At 71.2% G+C, this 15,718-nt stretch carries 10 protein-coding genes; 7 read left to right on the top strand and 3 right to left on the bottom strand.

All coding sequences use genetic code 11. The features are described 5' to 3' along the window. Positions 1 to 68 precede the first annotated feature (68 nt). Positions 69 to 3,497: a phosphodiester glycosidase family protein gene (locus tag ACFVT1_RS14515; protein WP_389795487.1), complete on the top strand. Its 3,429-nt coding sequence runs from the start codon at positions 69 to 71 to the stop codon at positions 3,495 to 3,497. Between the two features lie 299 nt (positions 3,498 to 3,796). Here ACFVT1_RS14515 and ACFVT1_RS14510 read toward each other — a convergent pair whose 3' ends face one another. The 3 genes from ACFVT1_RS14510 to dhaK are packed head-to-tail and all read right to left on the bottom strand — an operon-like array spanning position 3,797 to position 5,826. Further along, positions 3,797 to 4,207: a PTS-dependent dihydroxyacetone kinase phosphotransferase subunit DhaM gene (locus ACFVT1_RS14510; protein ID WP_389795071.1), complete on the bottom strand. Its 411-nt coding sequence runs from the start codon at positions 4,205 to 4,207 to the stop codon at positions 3,797 to 3,799. Beyond that, positions 4,204 to 4,818, bottom strand: coding sequence for a dihydroxyacetone kinase subunit DhaL (gene dhaL / locus ACFVT1_RS14505; RefSeq protein ID WP_389795069.1), 615 nt, complete (start codon positions 4,816 to 4,818; stop codon positions 4,204 to 4,206). Before dhaL ends, ACFVT1_RS14510 begins: the two co-directional genes overlap by 4 nt. Before the next feature lie 21 nt (positions 4,819 to 4,839). Then, entirely contained in the window at positions 4,840 to 5,826 is a 987-nt protein-coding gene (gene dhaK / locus ACFVT1_RS14500) for a dihydroxyacetone kinase subunit DhaK (RefSeq protein WP_389795485.1), read from the bottom strand. A 701-nt stretch (positions 5,827 to 6,527) separates the two neighbouring features. Between dhaK and ACFVT1_RS14495 the strand changes: the two genes are divergently transcribed. The 6 genes from ACFVT1_RS14495 (at position 6,528) to ctaD (ending at position 15,713) form a co-directional block, all read left to right on the top strand. Next, complete coding sequence (locus ACFVT1_RS14495; protein WP_389795067.1) at positions 6,528 to 7,262, top strand: hypothetical protein; 735 nt, start codon at positions 6,528 to 6,530, stop codon at positions 7,260 to 7,262. 431 nt (positions 7,263 to 7,693) lie between these two features. Continuing rightward, entirely contained in the window at positions 7,694 to 9,208 is a 1,515-nt protein-coding gene (locus ACFVT1_RS14490) for an MFS transporter (RefSeq protein ID WP_389795066.1), read from the top strand. 11 nt (positions 9,209 to 9,219) lie between these two features. Next, on the top strand, positions 9,220 to 10,263 hold the full coding sequence (locus tag ACFVT1_RS14485) for a glutathione S-transferase family protein (protein WP_389795064.1): 1,044 nt from the start codon (positions 9,220 to 9,222) through the stop codon (positions 10,261 to 10,263). 114 nt (positions 10,264 to 10,377) lie between these two features. Continuing rightward, positions 10,378 to 12,600 (top strand): NADP-dependent isocitrate dehydrogenase, encoded by a 2,223-nt coding sequence (locus ACFVT1_RS14480; protein WP_389795062.1) that lies wholly within the window; start codon positions 10,378 to 10,380, stop codon positions 12,598 to 12,600. Between the two features lie 205 nt (positions 12,601 to 12,805). Next, the gene (locus ACFVT1_RS14475; RefSeq protein WP_389795060.1) at positions 12,806 to 13,543 is read left to right on the top strand and encodes a glucose 1-dehydrogenase; all 738 of its coding nucleotides are present in this window, start codon (positions 12,806 to 12,808) and stop codon (positions 13,541 to 13,543) included. A 445-nt stretch (positions 13,544 to 13,988) separates the two neighbouring features. Further along, positions 13,989 to 15,713, top strand: a complete 1,725-nt coding sequence (gene ctaD / locus ACFVT1_RS14470) for a cytochrome c oxidase subunit I (protein WP_389795059.1) — start codon at positions 13,989 to 13,991, stop codon at positions 15,711 to 15,713. Positions 15,714 to 15,718: the final 5 nt, after the last annotated feature.

Below are 15,718 nucleotides of genomic sequence, written 5' to 3'. Positions count from 1 at the left end.
CCGTGAGGGCGGCGCGAGGGTACGCAGCGGTGGCGCGACCGCTGGTACTGCTCGCGACGGTGTCCGCGATGACGGTCGGCGCGATCTCGCCCGCGCTCGCCGATTCGACCCCCGACCCCCGTCCCCGTACCTCCGCCGAAGTCCTGAGACCGGTCGCCCCGCCACCCGCGAGCAACCCGGCAGGGGAGCCCCGGTCCATCGCGGACGGCGACGGCATCGAGACCGCACGCACCTCCCGCCCGATCGCCCCGGGCATCCGCCTCGACTCGTACGACCGGCTCGAATCCGCCGCATGGCTGAGGGTCGACTCCCTCTCCGTCGACCTCGCCGGCAGCGGCGTACACGCCGACTACCTCTCCTCCGGCAAGGTCTCCGAGCGGCACACGGTTTCCGAACTCGCCGCCGGACACGACGCGGGCCGCGGCCGCCGCACCGTCGCCGCGATCAACGCCGACTTCTTCGACATCAACCAGACCGGCGCGCCGGAGGGCATCGGCATCAAGGACGGAGCCACTGTCCAGTCGCCCGCCCCGGGAATCAACCGGGCTGTCGGCATCGGCCCCGGCAGCGCGGGCCGCATACTCGACCTCTACTTCGAGGGGACGCTCACCCTGCCCGCCGGGCAGCGGCCGCTCGACGCGTACAACGCCGCCAACGTGCCGACCGGGGGAGTCGGCGCGTACACCTCCGCGTGGGGAACCGCCGACCGCGCCCTGACCGTGGACGACGCGACCCCCGTCGCAGAAGCGGTCGTACGGGACGGCAAGGTCGTCTCCGTCTCGCACGCCCCCGGATCCGGAGCCGTCCCCGACGACACCACCGTCCTGGTCGGCCGCGAGACCGGAGCCGCCGCACTCGATGCCCTGAAGCCCGGCGACCCGGTGTCCCTGACCTACCGGGCACGCACCGACAGCGGAGCCGTGCCGCGCACCGCGGTCGGTGGCCGGGAACTCCTCGTCGTCGACGGAGTCGCGCAGAACCACGACGGGGAGGGCAACAACACCGCCGCGCCCCGCACCGCGGTCGGCTTCTCCAGAGACGGCCGGACCATGCAGATCCTCACCGTCGACGGGCGGCAGGCCGACAGCGGCGGCGTCACCCTCACCGAACTCGGGCTGATGATGCGCCGTGCCGGCTCGTACAGCGCACTCAACCTGGACGGCGGCGGCTCGTCGACCCTCGTCGCGCGCGAGCCCGGCAGTGACGCGCTCCGAGTGGAGAACAGCCCTTCCGACGGCAGCGAACGCACCGTACCCAACGGCCTCGCCCTCACCGCCCCGGACGGCAGCGGCCGGCTCAAGGGCTTCTGGGTCCAGCCCCGTACCCCCGCCGGTTCCGCACCGGGCGTCGACCCCGTCAAGGGCGGCCACCCCGACCGCGTCTTCCCCGGACTCACCCGGCGCCTCACCGCGACCGGATACGACGAGACGTACGGCCCCGCCGACGGCAACCCGCACTGGCAGACGGTGCGGGGCTCCGTCGGCGCCGTCGACAGCAGCGGTCTCTTCACCGCGCGCCACAGCGGCACCACCGAGGTACGCGCCGCACACGGTCCGGCCCGCGGCAGCACTTCCCTGACCGTCCTCGACAAGCTGGCCCGGATCGAGCCGACGACCCGGCGTGTGGGCCTCGCCGACGCCGGGGCCACCGGCACGTTCGGCATCGTGGGACTCGACGCCCACGGCACCAGCGCCCCCGTCGAACCGCGCGACGTCGCCCTCGACTACGACCGCGCCCTCTTCGACATCCGCGACGACGGCCAGGGCTCCTTCACCGTCTCCTCACGCACCGGCGGCGGCGCCGGACAGATCAGGGCGACCGTCGCGGGCACCACCACCGTCCTCGCCGTCAGCGTCGGCCTGACCGAGCAGGCCGTCTCCTCCTTCGACGACGCCGGATCCTGGAAGTTCAGCCAGGCCCGGGCGAGCGGGTCGCTCGCCGCCACGCCCGACGGCCGCACCGGCACCGGTCTGCGGCTCACCTACGACTTCACCCAGTCCACCGCGACCCGCGCCGCCTACGCGGCCCCGCCCCAGCCGGTCACCGTGTCGGGCCAGCCCCAGTCGTTCAAGTTGTGGATCAAGGGCGACGGGAAGGGCGCCTGGCCGACCCTGCACCTCAAGGACGCCGCGGGCTCCGACCAACTGCTGCGCGGACCGTACGTCACCTGGACCGGCTGGCGGCAGATCACCTTCGCCGTACCGCCGGGAGCCGCCATGCCGCTCTCCGTGTCCCGCTTCTACCTCGCGGAGACCGCGGCCGCCAAGCAGTACACCGGCGAGATCGTCATCGACGAACTCACCGCCCAGGTGCCGCCCACCGTCGACCTTCCCGAACAGGCGTCCCCCGCCGACCCGTTGATCGATCCGGCCGCCGTGACCGGGCGCAGGGACTGGCAGTTCGCGGTGATGTCCGATGCCCAGTTCGTCGCCCGGGACCCGGACAGCGACATCGTCACCCAGGCACGGCGCACCCTGCGCGAGATCAAGGCGGCCCACCCGGACCTCCTCGTGATCAACGGCGATCTCGTCGACGAGGGCTCGCCCGCCGACCTGGCCTTCGCCCACCGGATCCTCACCGAGGAGCTCGGCGACTCGCTGCCCTGGTACTACGTACCGGGCAACCATGAGGTGATGGGCGGAAAGATCGACAACTTCGTCACCGAGTTCGGGCCCGCCCAGCGGACGTTCGACCACAAGGGCACCCGCTTCGTGACGCTCGACACCTCCAGCCTCAGCCTGCGTGGCGGGGGCTTCGCCCAGATCGCGCAGCTCCGCGCCCAGCTGGACGCGGCGGCGAAGGACCGGACCGTCGAATCGGTCATGCTGATCGAGCACGTGCCGCCGCGCGACCCGACCGTTCAGAAGGGCAGCCAGCTCGGCGACCGCAAGGAGGCGGCCCTCGTCGAGCAGTGGCTCGCCGACTTCCGCCGTACGACGGGCAAGGGCGCGGCGTTCATCGGCAGCCATGTCGGGGTCTTCCACGCCTCGCACGTCGACGGGGTTCCCTACCTGATCAACGGCAACTCCGGCAAGGCACCGGCCGGACCGGCGGACGAGGGCGGTTTCACCGGCTGGTCGCTGGTCGGCGCCGACCACATCGCCTCCGGTGAACAGGCCGCCGCGCGGCAGCGGCCGTGGCGGGGCGGGCCCGACTGGGTCTCCGTGCAGACCCGTGCGCATGTCGACGCCCTGGAGATCGAGGCGCCCCCGGTACTGGGCGCCGGCAGCCGTACGCGGGTCACCGCGACGGTCACCCAGGGCGCCCGCAGCGTTCCGGTCGGCTTCCCGCTGGCCGCCGACTGGACCGGATCACCGAACGTCCACATCGGCGACCGGGACGGCGCCCGCCACCGCCACACGGCGGTCCTCGATCCGTCGACCGGCACCCTCACCGCGCTTCGGCCGGGCACGATCACCCTCGCCGTGACGGTCAACGGCACGACGCAGAGGACCCGGATCAGGATCGAGGCGGCCGGGACCGCGTCGGCGGCCTGACGGGCCGAGATCCCGTCCGGCGGTTCGCGGCTTGACGGGCCGAGGACGGTCCGGCGGTTCGCGGTACGGCGTGCCGAAACCCGTCCGGCGGTTCGCGGCGCGATCGGCCGGGGGCCGCTGGGAGGGGCGGCGGCCGGGCAGGAGTGCGGCCTGACGGGTCGAGAGCCTGTCCGGCGGTTCGCGGCGCGATCGGCCGGGGGCCGCTCGGAGGAATCGCGGCCGGACGGGCAAGAGGCGGTCCCGCACCCGCAGGACACCGGGTGCGGGACCGCCGCACGGGCAGCGGGAATTCCACCTGCCTACACCTTGCGGTACTCGTACGCCTCCGACGCCGCGGCCTCCACCGCCGCGATGTCGCCACCTGCCGACGCGGTGACCACGGCGGCCACCGCACCCTCCAGGAACGGCGCGTCCACCAGCCGCGAGCCGTTCGGCAGTTCGTCGCCCTCGGCCAGCATCGTCTTGACCGTGAGCACCGCGCTGCCCAGATCGACCAGTAACGCCACTCCCGCGCCGCCGTCCACCGATCTGGCGGCCTCGGCGATCAGCTCCGCACTGGTCCCGAGCCCACCCGCCGGCGTACCACCGGCCGCGGCGACCGGGGCCGTCGATCCACCGGCGGCGAGGCCCCTGGCCAGCTCGGCGACGGACTCGGCCACCGGGCCGCTGTGCGAGACCAGCACGATCCCGACCTGCTTCCCGCCGCTCATGCCTCACCCCCACGCGTACCGCCGGTCTCGGCCAGCGCGGCGATCAGCAGGGCGGAGGACGTCGCCCCCGGATCCTGGTGCCCGATACTGCGCTCACCCAGATAGCTCGCCCTGCCCTTGCGGGCCTTCAGCGGTACCGTGGCCAGGGCTCCCGCCTCCGCCGCTTCCCGGGCCGCCCCGAACGACGTCCCGAGCGCCTCGGCGGCCGGCAGCAGCGCGTCGAGCATGGTCTTGTCCCCGGCCTGCGCCCCGCCGAGTTGGGCCACGGCCGCGACGCCCACCCCGAGCGCCTCCGCCAACTGCTGCGGTGTCACGGCGGGCGCGTCGCCCAGAGCCTTTCCTGTCCGCCGCAGCAGCGTCCCGTACAACGGTCCCGAAGCCCCGCCGACCTTCGAGATCAACTGCCGTCCGGCGAGGATCAGCACGGCACCCGGGGTCTGCGGCAGTTCCTTGCCCAGGACTTCGGTCACCGCGGCGAACCCGCGCTGCATGTTGCTGCCGTGATCGGCGTCCCCGATCGCCGAGTCGAGCTCGGTGAGGTGGTCCGCCTCGCGATCCACGGCAGCCGCGGCGGCGGTCATCCAACGGTGGAAGAATTCGGCGTCGAGCACATGATCTCCTTGTCGGGCGGGTCAACGGCCCCAGCGCAGCGCCGGTGTCTCCACCGGCGCGTCCCAGAGGCGCAGCAACTCCTCGTCCACCTGGCAGAGCGTCACCGAACAGCCCGCCATGTCGAGCGAGGTCACATAGTTCCCCACGAGCGTACGAGCCGTCACGACACCCCGCTCGGACAGCACTCGCTGCACTTCGGCATTGAACCCGTACAGCTCCAGCAGCGGGGTCGCGCCCATCCCGTTCACCAGCACGATCACGGGTCCGCTCGGCCGGAGGTCCTCCAGCACCGCGTCCACCGCGAAGTCCGCGATCTCCCCCGACGTCATCATCGGGCGCCGCTCCCGGCCGGGTTCGCCATGGATCCCGATGCCCAGCTCCAGTTCGCCCGGCGGCAGATCGAAGGTGGGGGACCCCTTGGCGGGTGTGGTGACGGCGCTGAGCGCCACCCCGAAACTCCGCGACGCCTCGTTCACCCGCCGGGCGACGGCCGCCACCTGCTCCAGCGGCGCACCCTCGTCGGCAGCCGCACCGGCGATCTTCTCGACGAGCAGGGTCGCGCCCGTACCCCGCCGCCCTGCTGTGAACAGACTGTCGGTCACCGCCACGTCGTCGTTGACGAGCACCTGGGTGACCTGAATCCCCTCGTCCTCGGCGAGCTCGGCGGCCATCTCGAAGTTCAGCACGTCACCGGTGTAGTTCTTGACGACGAACAGCACCCCCGCCCCGCTGTCGACCGCGGCGGCGGCCCGCACCATCTGATCCGGTACCGGGGAGGTGAACACCTCTCCCGGACACGCCGCGGACAGCATCCCGGGGCCGACGAACCCGGCGTGCAACGGCTCGTGCCCGGATCCGCCCCCGGAGACCAGCGCCACCTTCCCGGCCGCGGGCGCGTCGCGCCGTACGACGACACGATTCTCGACATCCACGGTGAGCTCGGGATGGGCGGCGGCCATACCGCGCAGCGCGTCCGCGACAACGGTTTCGGGGACGTTGATCAGCATCCTCACGTGTACCTCCTGGTGAGACGGGCGGTGGAACCGGCGGCCTGCGTTTTCCTGGTCGGGACGGATGCGCGCGATGGTTCGGTCTCGACCGGACGGCGATGACGACGCCGGGGGTCGGGCCCGATGCCGTGCTACGCAGCCCGGCGGTCCGATGCTGACACAACGTCGGCCTCTTCGACTGATTGTCATACCAATTGTGGGCGTGCTCCAAGAGGAGTCACCGGAGCGACTCCGGCGGTCGAGTACTCCGGCGTGCCGTGTCAGTGACCGGACTCGGTGGTCCACCGCGGGGCCACAGGCCGAGGGGACCGGCCGGGTTCCTTCGGGTGACCTCGGAAAAGGTTCGGGGACCCCGGAAAAGGCATGTGCAGCCGTGGTCGCCGGGGGCCGCCTCGCGTGGTTCGGCGGCCTGCGGCGGGTCCAGCGGGAACGGCGCGAGCGCCTTTGGGGAGCCGGGCGGCCGGCTCGCTCCGCTCCTCGCCGACCGGGCGTGCCCCGAGTAGCGCCACGACCACACGAGCGGCCCGTTCCGCTTCCGGCGCCGTGGGACAGGCGCCGCGCTCCTGGAAGGTCTCCTCCAGGACGAGTCCGGACATTCTCGGCATGCTCTTCGACTCGGTTGTAATATGTCGTCCAAAGGATGACAAATGCGATGTCATGTGAACGATGACATGCATTTCGCCCGAGAGGGTTGTGTCGTGACCGAAGTCGAAGTCGATGACGTGCACGCCACCGCGGAGATCCCCGGCACCGGCGGTGTACCGGCCTCGCTCCCCGCCGCCACCACCGCGCTGAGCAGGGTCGACGCGATCGTGCGGCAGGCCTGCACCCCCGACGGCACGGAGCGCGCGGGCGCCGTTCCCGAGCCGGGAGAGGCGCTGGACGCCCTCCTTCTGCTGCGGGACGTACGCCGACGGCTCGCGGCCTGGGAGCCGTCCCTCATCGAGCTCGCCCGCGAGGCCGGAGCCAGCTGGGCCGAGATCGCCCACCCGCTCGGCGTCACCAGCCGCCAGGCCGCCGAACGCCGCTACCTGCGCCTGCGCACGGGTCCGCTGGGCACTACCGGTGAACAGCGGGTGCAGGCCATTCGCGACAACCGGGCCGCGAACCGCACGGTCGACGCCTGGGCGCGGGACAATGCGGCGGACCTGCGCCGGCTCGCCGGCCGGATCACCTCCCTCACCGGCCTTCCCGCGCGGTCCCGTGCAGCCGTCGACGAGCTCAACGAGGCCCTCGGCGCCGACGACCCCGCCCGTCTCCTCGGGCCGCTCTCCGACGCGCGCCCCCACCTGGGGGACCGCCGCGACCTCGCCGACCGCGTCGACCGCGTGGTTCAGCAGGTCGAGGACCTGCGCAGGCACAGCGCCAGGCAGCGGCGCGGCGAGAGCACGCCCGAGGAACGGCCGGGCCCGGGGACCACCCGGCCGCCGTGAGCCCACGGGTTCGGCGTGCCCGGTCACGCGGCCGTGGCGAGCCCGCAGGGCCGCCCCGCGACGCCATCCGACGGTCGACGGCCCCTGCGACGGTCGACGGCCGGTGGGACGAGCGACCGCCCCCTCACTCATCGGGGCGACCGCCCCTCACTCATCGGAACGGCTGAGCGGCACTTTCGCGCCACGTCGTAGGCCCGGACGCATCGTCGAAGCCTTCCAGGGCCGGCCGTGCCGCATCGGGGTAAGGACCGAGCGGGGCAGAGACGGAGCGGCCGCCGGCCGCCGCCACCCGGCGCCGACCGTCCACCGCGACGTCCGTCGCCGCAAGAGCTGCCGTCCGCCGCCGGAGAGGCCGCCGTCCGATGCCGGAAAAACGCCGTCGCGGCCCTGCCGGGACGAGTATCGGGCCGCTTCGTCCTAGGGTGCGAGCCATGGCAGAGAGTGCAGCTCACCGGGGTGCTGCGAGGTGGGGCGATCACTCTGCCTCCGACCTCGGCACCCCCGACCCGCGTCGATGGCAGGCGCTCGCGGTGTGCCTGATCGCGGGGTTCATGACCCTGCTGGACGTGTCCATCGTCAATGTCGCCCTGCCGTCGATCAGGGAAGGACTCCGCACTCCGGAGTCCGATCTTCAATGGATCCTCTCCGGCTACGCGCTCGCCTTCGGTCTGTTCCTGATCCCCGCCGGACGGCTCGGTGACGCGCGGGGGCGCCGCGTGGTGTTCATGGCCGGACTGGCCCTGTTCACCCTGGCGTCGGCGGCCTGCGGAGCCTCCCAGTCCAGCCTGTGGCTGGTCATCGCCCGACTGGTCCAGGGCCTCGCCGGAGGCATGATCTCGCCCCAGATCTCCGCGTTGATCCAGCAGATGTTCTCCGGCGACGAACGCGGCCGGGCCTTCGGCATGTTCGGCACGGTGGTCGGCATCTCCACCGCCGTCGGCCCGCTGACGGGTGGGCTGCTGATCCAGGCGGCCGGGGCCCACGAGGGCTGGCGCTGGGTGTTCTACGTCAATCTGCCGCTCGGCGCCGTCTGCCTCCTGCTCGCCCGGCGCCTGCTCCCGGACACCCCCTCGGCCGGCCCGGTGCGCCTGCGCGACCTGGACCCCCTCGGGGTCCTGCTGCTCGGCGCGGGCGTGCTGGCGCTGCTGCTCCCGTTCGTCCAGGCGCAGCAGTGGCCGGGCGACCGGAAATGGCTGCTGGTCCCGGTGGCCGCGGCGCTCCTCGTCGCCTTCGTCGGCTGGGAGTCCCGATGCGGCAGGCGCGGCACGCAACCCGTCGTCGACCTGTCGCTCTTCCGGGTCCGCTCCTACTGGCTCGGCTGTCTGCTGATCCTCCTGTACTTCTGCGGATTCACCTCGATCTTCTTCCTCACCACGCTCTACCTGCAGAACGGCCTGCACTACTCCGCCCTGCAGGCGGGAATCGCCATCACGCCCTTCGCGGTGGGCTCGGCCGTCGCGGCGGGCCCCGGTGGCCGGCTGGTCGGCCGCTTGGGCCGCCCCCTCGTCGTGGCCGGGCTGATCACGGTGACCGTGGGGCTGGCGGGCACCGCGTTTGCCGTGCACCTGGTGCCGGGGCGGGGTGCGGGCTGGGTGATGGCGGCCCCGCTGCTGCTGGCCGGGCTGGGCAGTGGGCTGGTCATCTCCCCGAACCAGGCGCTGACTCTCTCCGAAGTGCCGGTGGCGACGGCGGGGAGCGCAGGCGGAACCCTCCAGACCGGCCAGCGCGTCGGATCGGCGATCGGGATCGCGGCAGTCGGCTCGGTGTTCTTCGCCCAACTGGGCGGCGACGGGTGGGCCACCGCGTACGACCACGGCCTCGTGGTCGCGGGCGCCTTCATCCTGGCCGCGCTGCTCATCGGGATGGCCGACGTGTTCGGGGAGCGCCGTGACAGGAGCCGTGCACAACGACCCGTCCGAAGTCCAACCGTAGGAAGAGCGTCATGAGGGAGAGCGAGATGAGCGGGACCACCGGCACAGAGACCAACGGCAGGCCCGACGGCAACGAGACGTACGGGCACAAGGCCTTCAAACGCTCCAAGAGCCACTTCGCCGACCGCATCACCGCCGACGGCCGCGACGGCTGGCCCGTCGAGGCCGGCCGCTACCGGCTGGTCGTCAGCCGCGCCTGCCCGTGGGCGAGCCGCGCACTCGTCTCCCGGCGGCTCCTCGGGCTGGAGGAGGCGCTCTCGCTGGCCGTCGCCGATCCGATCCAGGACGACCGCAGCTGGCGCTTCACCCTGGACGAGGGAGGCCGGGACCCGGTGCTCGGGATCCGCTACCTCGGCGAGGCGTACAACGCGAGGGAGCAGGACTACCCGGGCGGGGTCAGTGTGCCGGCGATCGTCGACGTGCCCAGCGGCAGACTCGTCACCAACGACTTCCAGCAGATCACCCTGGACTTCGCGACGGAGTGGACCGCGCTGCACCGGAAGGGCGCGCCCGACCTGTACCCCGAAGGCCTGCGTGACGAGATCGACGACGTCATGGAGGGCATCTACCGCGATGTGAACAACGGCGTGTACCGCGCGGGGTTCGCGGCGGGGCAGTCCGAGTACGAAGCCGCGTACGAGGACGTGTTCCGGCGCCTGGACCTGGTGTCCGAACGTCTCGCGGACCGGCGCTACCTCGTCGGCGCATCCCTCACCGAGGCCGACATCAGGCTGTTCACCACGCTGGTGCGCTTCGACGCCGTCTACCACGGACACTTCAAGTGCAACCGTACGAAGCTGTCCGAGGACCGGGTCCTGTGGGCGTACGCCAGGGACCTGTACCAGACGCCCGGATTCGGTGACACGGTCGACTTCCACCACATCAAGCAGCACTACTACCGGGTCCACACCGGCATCAACCCCACCGGCATTGTGCCCGTCGGCCCCGACCTGTCGGGCTGGCTGACCCCGCACCACCGGGAAGAGCTGGGCGGACGCCCGTTCGGGGACGGCACCGAGCCGGGGCCGGTGCCGCCCGGCGAGGAGGTCCCGCCGTCGGGGCGTCCCTGAACCGGACCGCTCCGACGGCTCCCGTCGGAGCGGGGGCAGGGCACTGTCGAGCCGTCGGCGACCACGAGATATCTTGATGTCAAGCAATGTTGCAGACGTGGAGCGGAGCAGAGGGTGACTGACTCGACCATCATCTATACACACACCGACGAGGCCCCGGCCCTGGCGACGTATTCGTTCTTGCCCGTCGTCCAGGCGTACGCCTCGACGGCCGGGGTCAATGTCGAGAGCCGTGACATCTCTCTGGCCGGGCGCATCATCGCCGGCTTCCCCGAGCGTCTCCAGGAGAGCCAGCGCATCGACGACGCGCTGGCCGAGCTCGGTGCGCTGGCCAGGACGCCCGAGGCCAACATCATCAAGCTGCCGAACATCTCGGCGTCGATCCCGCAGTTGAAGGCTGCCATCGCCGAGCTCCAGGCGCAGGGCTACGCGCTGCCGGACTACCCGGACGACCCGCAGACCGATGAGGACAAGGACGTCCGCGCGCGCTACGACAAGGTCAAGGGCAGCGCCGTGAACCCGGTGCTGCGCGAGGGCAACTCCGACCGCCGGGCCCCCGCCTCGGTCAAGAACTACGCCAAGACGCACCCGCACCGCATGGGCGCGTGGTCGGCCGACTCGAAGACGAACGTCGCCACCATGGGCGTCGACGACTTCCGCTCCACCGAGAAGTCCACGGTCGTCGCCGAGGCCGGCACGCTGCGCATCGAGCTCGCCGGGGACGACGGCAGCACCACCGTGCTGCGTGAGTCGGTGCCGGTGCTCGCGGGCGAGGTCATCGACGCGGCGGTCATGCGCGTCGCGGCCCTGCGCGAGTTCTTCACCGCGCAGGTCGCCCGCGCCAAGGCCGAGGGCGTGCTGTTCTCCGTCCACCTCAAGGCCACCATGATGAAGGTCTCCGACCCGATCATCTTCGGCCACGTGGTCCGCGCCTTCTTCCCGAACACGTTCGCCAAGTACGGCGACGTGCTCGTCGCGGCCGGCCTCTCCCCGAACGACGGCCTCGGCGCCATCCTCAACGGCCTGGACTCGGTGCCGCACGTGGGCGCCGAGATCAAGGCGGCCTTCGAGGCCGAGCTCGCCGAAGGCCCCGCCCTGGCCATGGTCGACTCCGACAAGGGCATCACCAACCTGCACGTGCCGAGCGATGTCATCGTCGACGCCTCCATGCCGGCCATGATCCGCACCTCCGGTCACATGTGGGGGCCGGACGGCCAGGAGGCCGACACCCTCGCGGTGCTCCCCGACAGCAGTTACGCGGGTGTCTACCAGGTCGTCATCGACGACTGCCGCGCCAACGGCGCCTTCGACCCGTCGACCATGGGCTCCGTGCCGAACGTCGGCCTGATGGCGCAGAAGGCCGAGGAGTACGGCAGCCACGACAAGACCTTCGAGGTCCCCACCACCGGTACGGTGCGGGTCGTCGACGGCAGCGGCAACGTCGTGCTGGAGCAGGCCGTGGGCGCGGGCGACATCTTCCGCATGTGCCAGGCCAAGGACCTGCCGATCCAGGACTGGGTCAAGCTCGCCGTCACCCGCGCGCGCGCCACGGGCGCCCCGGCCGTGTTCTGGCTCGACGAGGACCGGGCCCACGACGCGCAGCTGATCGCCAAGGTCAAGACGTACCTCGCCGACCACGACACCGACGGCCTGCAGATCGAGATCATGTCGCCGGTGAAGGCGACCGCCTTCTCGCTGGAGCGCATCCGCCGCGGCGAGGACACCATCTCGGTCACCGGCAACGTCCTGCGTGACTACCTGACCGACCTGTTCCCGATCCTGGAGCTGGGCACGAGCGCGAAGATGCTCTCCGTCGTCCCGCTCATGAACGGCGGCGGACTGTTCGAGACCGGCGCCGGCGGCTCCGCGCCCAAGCACGTCCAGCAGCTCGTCAAGGAGAACTACCTGCGCTGGGACAGCCTGGGCGAGTTCTTCGCGCTCGCTGCCAGCTTCGAGCACCTGGCGAAGACCACGGGCAACGCGCGTGCCCAGGTTCTCGCGGACACGCTCGACCGCGCGACCGGCACCTTCCTCAACGAGGACAAGTCGCCGAGCCGCAAGCTGGGCGGCATCGACAACCGCGGCAGCCACTTCTACCTGGCCCTCTACTGGGCCCAGGAGCTGGCGCGGCAGACCGACGACGCGGAGCTCGCGCAGGCGTTCGCCGGGCTCGCGAAGACGCTGGAGGAGCAGGAGCGCACCATCGTCGACGAGCTCATCGCGGTGCAGGGCTCGCCGGCCGACATCGGCGGCTACTACCAGCCCGACCCGGCCAAGGCCGCAGCCGTCATGCGTCCGTCGGCGACGTTCACGCAGGCCATCGCGAGCCTGGGCTGACGAGACCGCCGTCTCCGGGCGCATCCCGGCGCCCCTCCCGCCCCGGCCGGCATCATGCCCGGCCGGGGCGGTCGCGTGTCCCGCGACGGAATCGTCGCGGCCCGCTCGCCCGACGCCGGACGTTCTCCGCACAATCGCGTACAACGAGCCCTCGCGACGGTATGTTCGGACGATCCGATCGACTGCTCTTCGAGGAGGAGGGACCGTGCTGACGGGCAAGAACGCCGTGGTCACCGGGGGGTCGCGGGGCATCGGCCGCGCCATTGTCGAGCGTCTGTGCCGTGACGGGGCACATGTGGTCTTCAACTACGCCACCAGCGACGAGGCGGCCGAGGACGTCGTCCGCACCGTGCGGGACAAGGGCGGAGAGGCCTCGGCCGTCCGTCTCGACCTCGCAGCCCCGGACGGGGCCCAGCAGTTGATGGAAGCCGCCGAGGAGCGCCTGGGCGGACTCGACATCCTGGTGAACAACGCCGCGCTGTGCTTCACCCCCTCACTCATCGTGGACACCGCCCCGGAGGTGTTCGACAAGGTGATGGCGGTCAACACGAGAGCGGTCTTCCTGACGATCCGCCATGCGGCGGAGCGGATGCGCGACGGCGGCCGCATCGTGAACATCTCCACGGCGAACACCGTGCGGCCGGGCCCCGGCATCTCCGCGTACGCGGCCAGCAAGGGGGCGGTCGAGCAGCTCACCGCCATCGCCGCCCGTGAACTCGGAGGGCGCGGGATCACCGTCAACACCGTCTCGCCCGGCGCGACCGACACCGAACTGCTGCGCGGCGCCAACCCGCCGGAGGCGCTCGACGCCGTCGTCGGCATGACTCCGCTCGGCCGATTGGGCGAACCCGCCGATGTGGCCGATGTGGTTGCCTTCCTGGCCGGCCACGACGGCCGTTGGATCACCGGCCAGAACGTGCGCGCGACGGGCGGACTCGCCTGACGGACGGCTGGGGCGGCCGGGCCGGCCGCCGATCCGGACGCCCACCGTCCGTCCGGCAACGGCGCCGCCCGGCACGGGAGTTGGGCTGCCCCGAGACGCCGTCGCGAACCGGCGGCGTGAACCGGTGTGCGCTCGTGGCCGGTTGAGCGGGCAGGACCTCCGTACCCCGCGCCGCGGACACCGTCGCCGTCCGTCATCCGCCGCGGAACACCGCGCGGTCATCGGCCGGGTGCGGGCGGGCACGGCTCCGGACCCGAGGACGCCCTGACGGGTGAAAGTCGCGCGACGGCGGGCGCAGGGCCGCGCAGAGTGGCCCCGCGGCTGATTTGCTGCACCTGGAATCTGGCGTGACGCGCGCGGGGCCGGCCGGTCGGCCACCCCGCTGAGGCGGCGCCCCTGCCGGGTGCGCAGTCCGCCCGCGAATGACAATCGAAGGAGCGTCCCAGTGACGACGACGGGCACACCAGGGGCAGCCGACGAGGAGGAGGCGTACGCGAACGAGCTTCCGGTACACGCCAAGGAGCCGGGCAACGTCGTCATCAAGTGGCTGACGACCACGGACCACAAGACGATCGGCTCGCTCTACCTGGTCACGTCGTTCGCCTTCTTTCTCGTCGGCGGTGTGCTGGCCCTGGTCATGCGGGCCGAGCTGGCGCGACCGGGGATCCAGATCGTCTCGCCCGAGCAGTTCAATCAGGCGTTCACGATCCACGGCACGATCATGCTGCTGATGTTCGCGACGCCGCTGTTCGCCGGCTTCACGAACTGGATCATGCCGTTGCAGATCGGCGCACCCGATGTGGCGTTCCCGCGGCTGAACATGTTCGCCTACTGGCTGTACCTCTTCGGCTCGCTGATCGTCGTGGCCGGCTTCCTCACCCCGCAGGGCGCTGCCGACTTCGGCTGGTTCGCCTACTCCCCGCTGACCGACGCGGTCCGCTCGCCGGGCATCGGCAGCGACTTGTGGATCATGGGTCTGGCCTTCTCCGGCTTCGGCACGATCCTCGGCTCGGTCAACTTCATCACCACGATCATCTGCCTGCGCGCCCCCGGCATGACGATGTTCCGCATGCCGATCTTCGTCTGGAACGTCCTGCTGACCGCCGTGCTCGTCCTGCTGGCCTTCCCGGTCCTCGCGGCGGCCCTCCTGGTGCTGGAGGCGGACCGGAAGTTCGGTGCGCACGTCTTCGACCCGGCCAACGGCGGCGCGCTGCTCTGGCAGCACCTCTTCTGGTTCTTCGGCCACCCGGAGGTGTACATCATCGCCCTGCCGTTCTTCGGGATCGTCAGTGAGATCATTCCGGTCTTCAGCCGCAAACCGATCTTCGGCTACATCGGCCTGATCAGTGCCACGATCGCGATCGCGGGCCTCTCGGCGACCGTGTGGGCGCACCACATGTACGTCACCGGCGGTGTGCTGCTGCCGTTCTTCTCGTTCATGACCTTCCTCATCGCGGTACCGACCGGGGTGAAGTTCTTCAACTGGATCGGCACGATGTGGAAGGGATCGCTGTCCTTCGAGACACCGATGCTCTGGTCGGTCGGCTTCCTCGTCACCTTCCTCTTCGGCGGTCTGACCGGTGTGATCCTGGCGTCGCCCCCGCTGGACTTCCACGTCTCGGACTCGTACTTCGTCGTCGCGCACTTCCACTACGTCGTCTTCGGCACCGTGGTCTTCGCGATGTTCGCGGGATTCCACTTCTGGTGGCCGAAGTTCACCGGGAAGATGCTGGACGAGCGGCTCGGCAAGATCACCTTCTGGACGCTGTTCGTGGGCTTCCACGGCACGTTCCTGGTGCAGCACTGGCTGGGTGCCGAGGGCATGCCGCGTCGTTACGCGGACTACCTCGCCGTCGACGGCTTCACCGCGCTGAACACGATCTCGACGATCTCCTCGTTCCTGCTCGGCCTGTCGATGCTGCCGTTCCTCTACAACGTGTGGAAGACCGCCAGATACGGCAGCGACGTCGGGGTCGACGACCCGTGGGGCTACGGCCGTTCGCTGGAGTGGGCGACCTCCTGCCCCCCGCCGCGGCACAACTTCCTCACCCTGCCGCGGATCCGTTCCGAATCCCCGGCGTTCGACCTGCACCATCCGTCGGTACGCAGCCTCGAAGAAGCACTCAGCAGCCCCGGTACCGGGACGACACCGGCCCCCGGGGACCGGTAGGCGTG

Origin of the sequence: Streptomyces sp. NPDC057963 (assembly GCF_042887155.1) — a bacterium.
GTDB lineage: Bacteria > Actinomycetota > Actinomycetes > Streptomycetales > Streptomycetaceae > Streptomyces.
This window is presented reverse-complemented; position numbering and strand designations above follow the sequence as displayed.

Excerpts from the sequence above, each read along its gene's own strand:
- ACFVT1_RS14485 (WP_389795064.1), top strand. The coding sequence starts at position 9,220 with ATGAGCGGGACCACCGGCACAGAGACCAACGGCAGGCCCGACGGCAAC.
- ACFVT1_RS14515 (WP_389795487.1), top strand. The coding sequence starts at position 69 with ATGACGGTCGGCGCGATCTCGCCCGCGCTCGCCGATTCGACCCCCGAC.
- ACFVT1_RS14490 (WP_389795066.1), top strand. The coding sequence starts at position 7,694 with ATGGCAGAGAGTGCAGCTCACCGGGGTGCTGCGAGGTGGGGCGATCAC.
- ACFVT1_RS14510 (WP_389795071.1), bottom strand. The coding sequence starts at position 4,207 with ATGAGCGGCGGGAAGCAGGTCGGGATCGTGCTGGTCTCGCACAGCGGC.
- dhaK (WP_389795485.1), bottom strand. The coding sequence starts at position 5,826 with ATGCTGATCAACGTCCCCGAAACCGTTGTCGCGGACGCGCTGCGCGGT.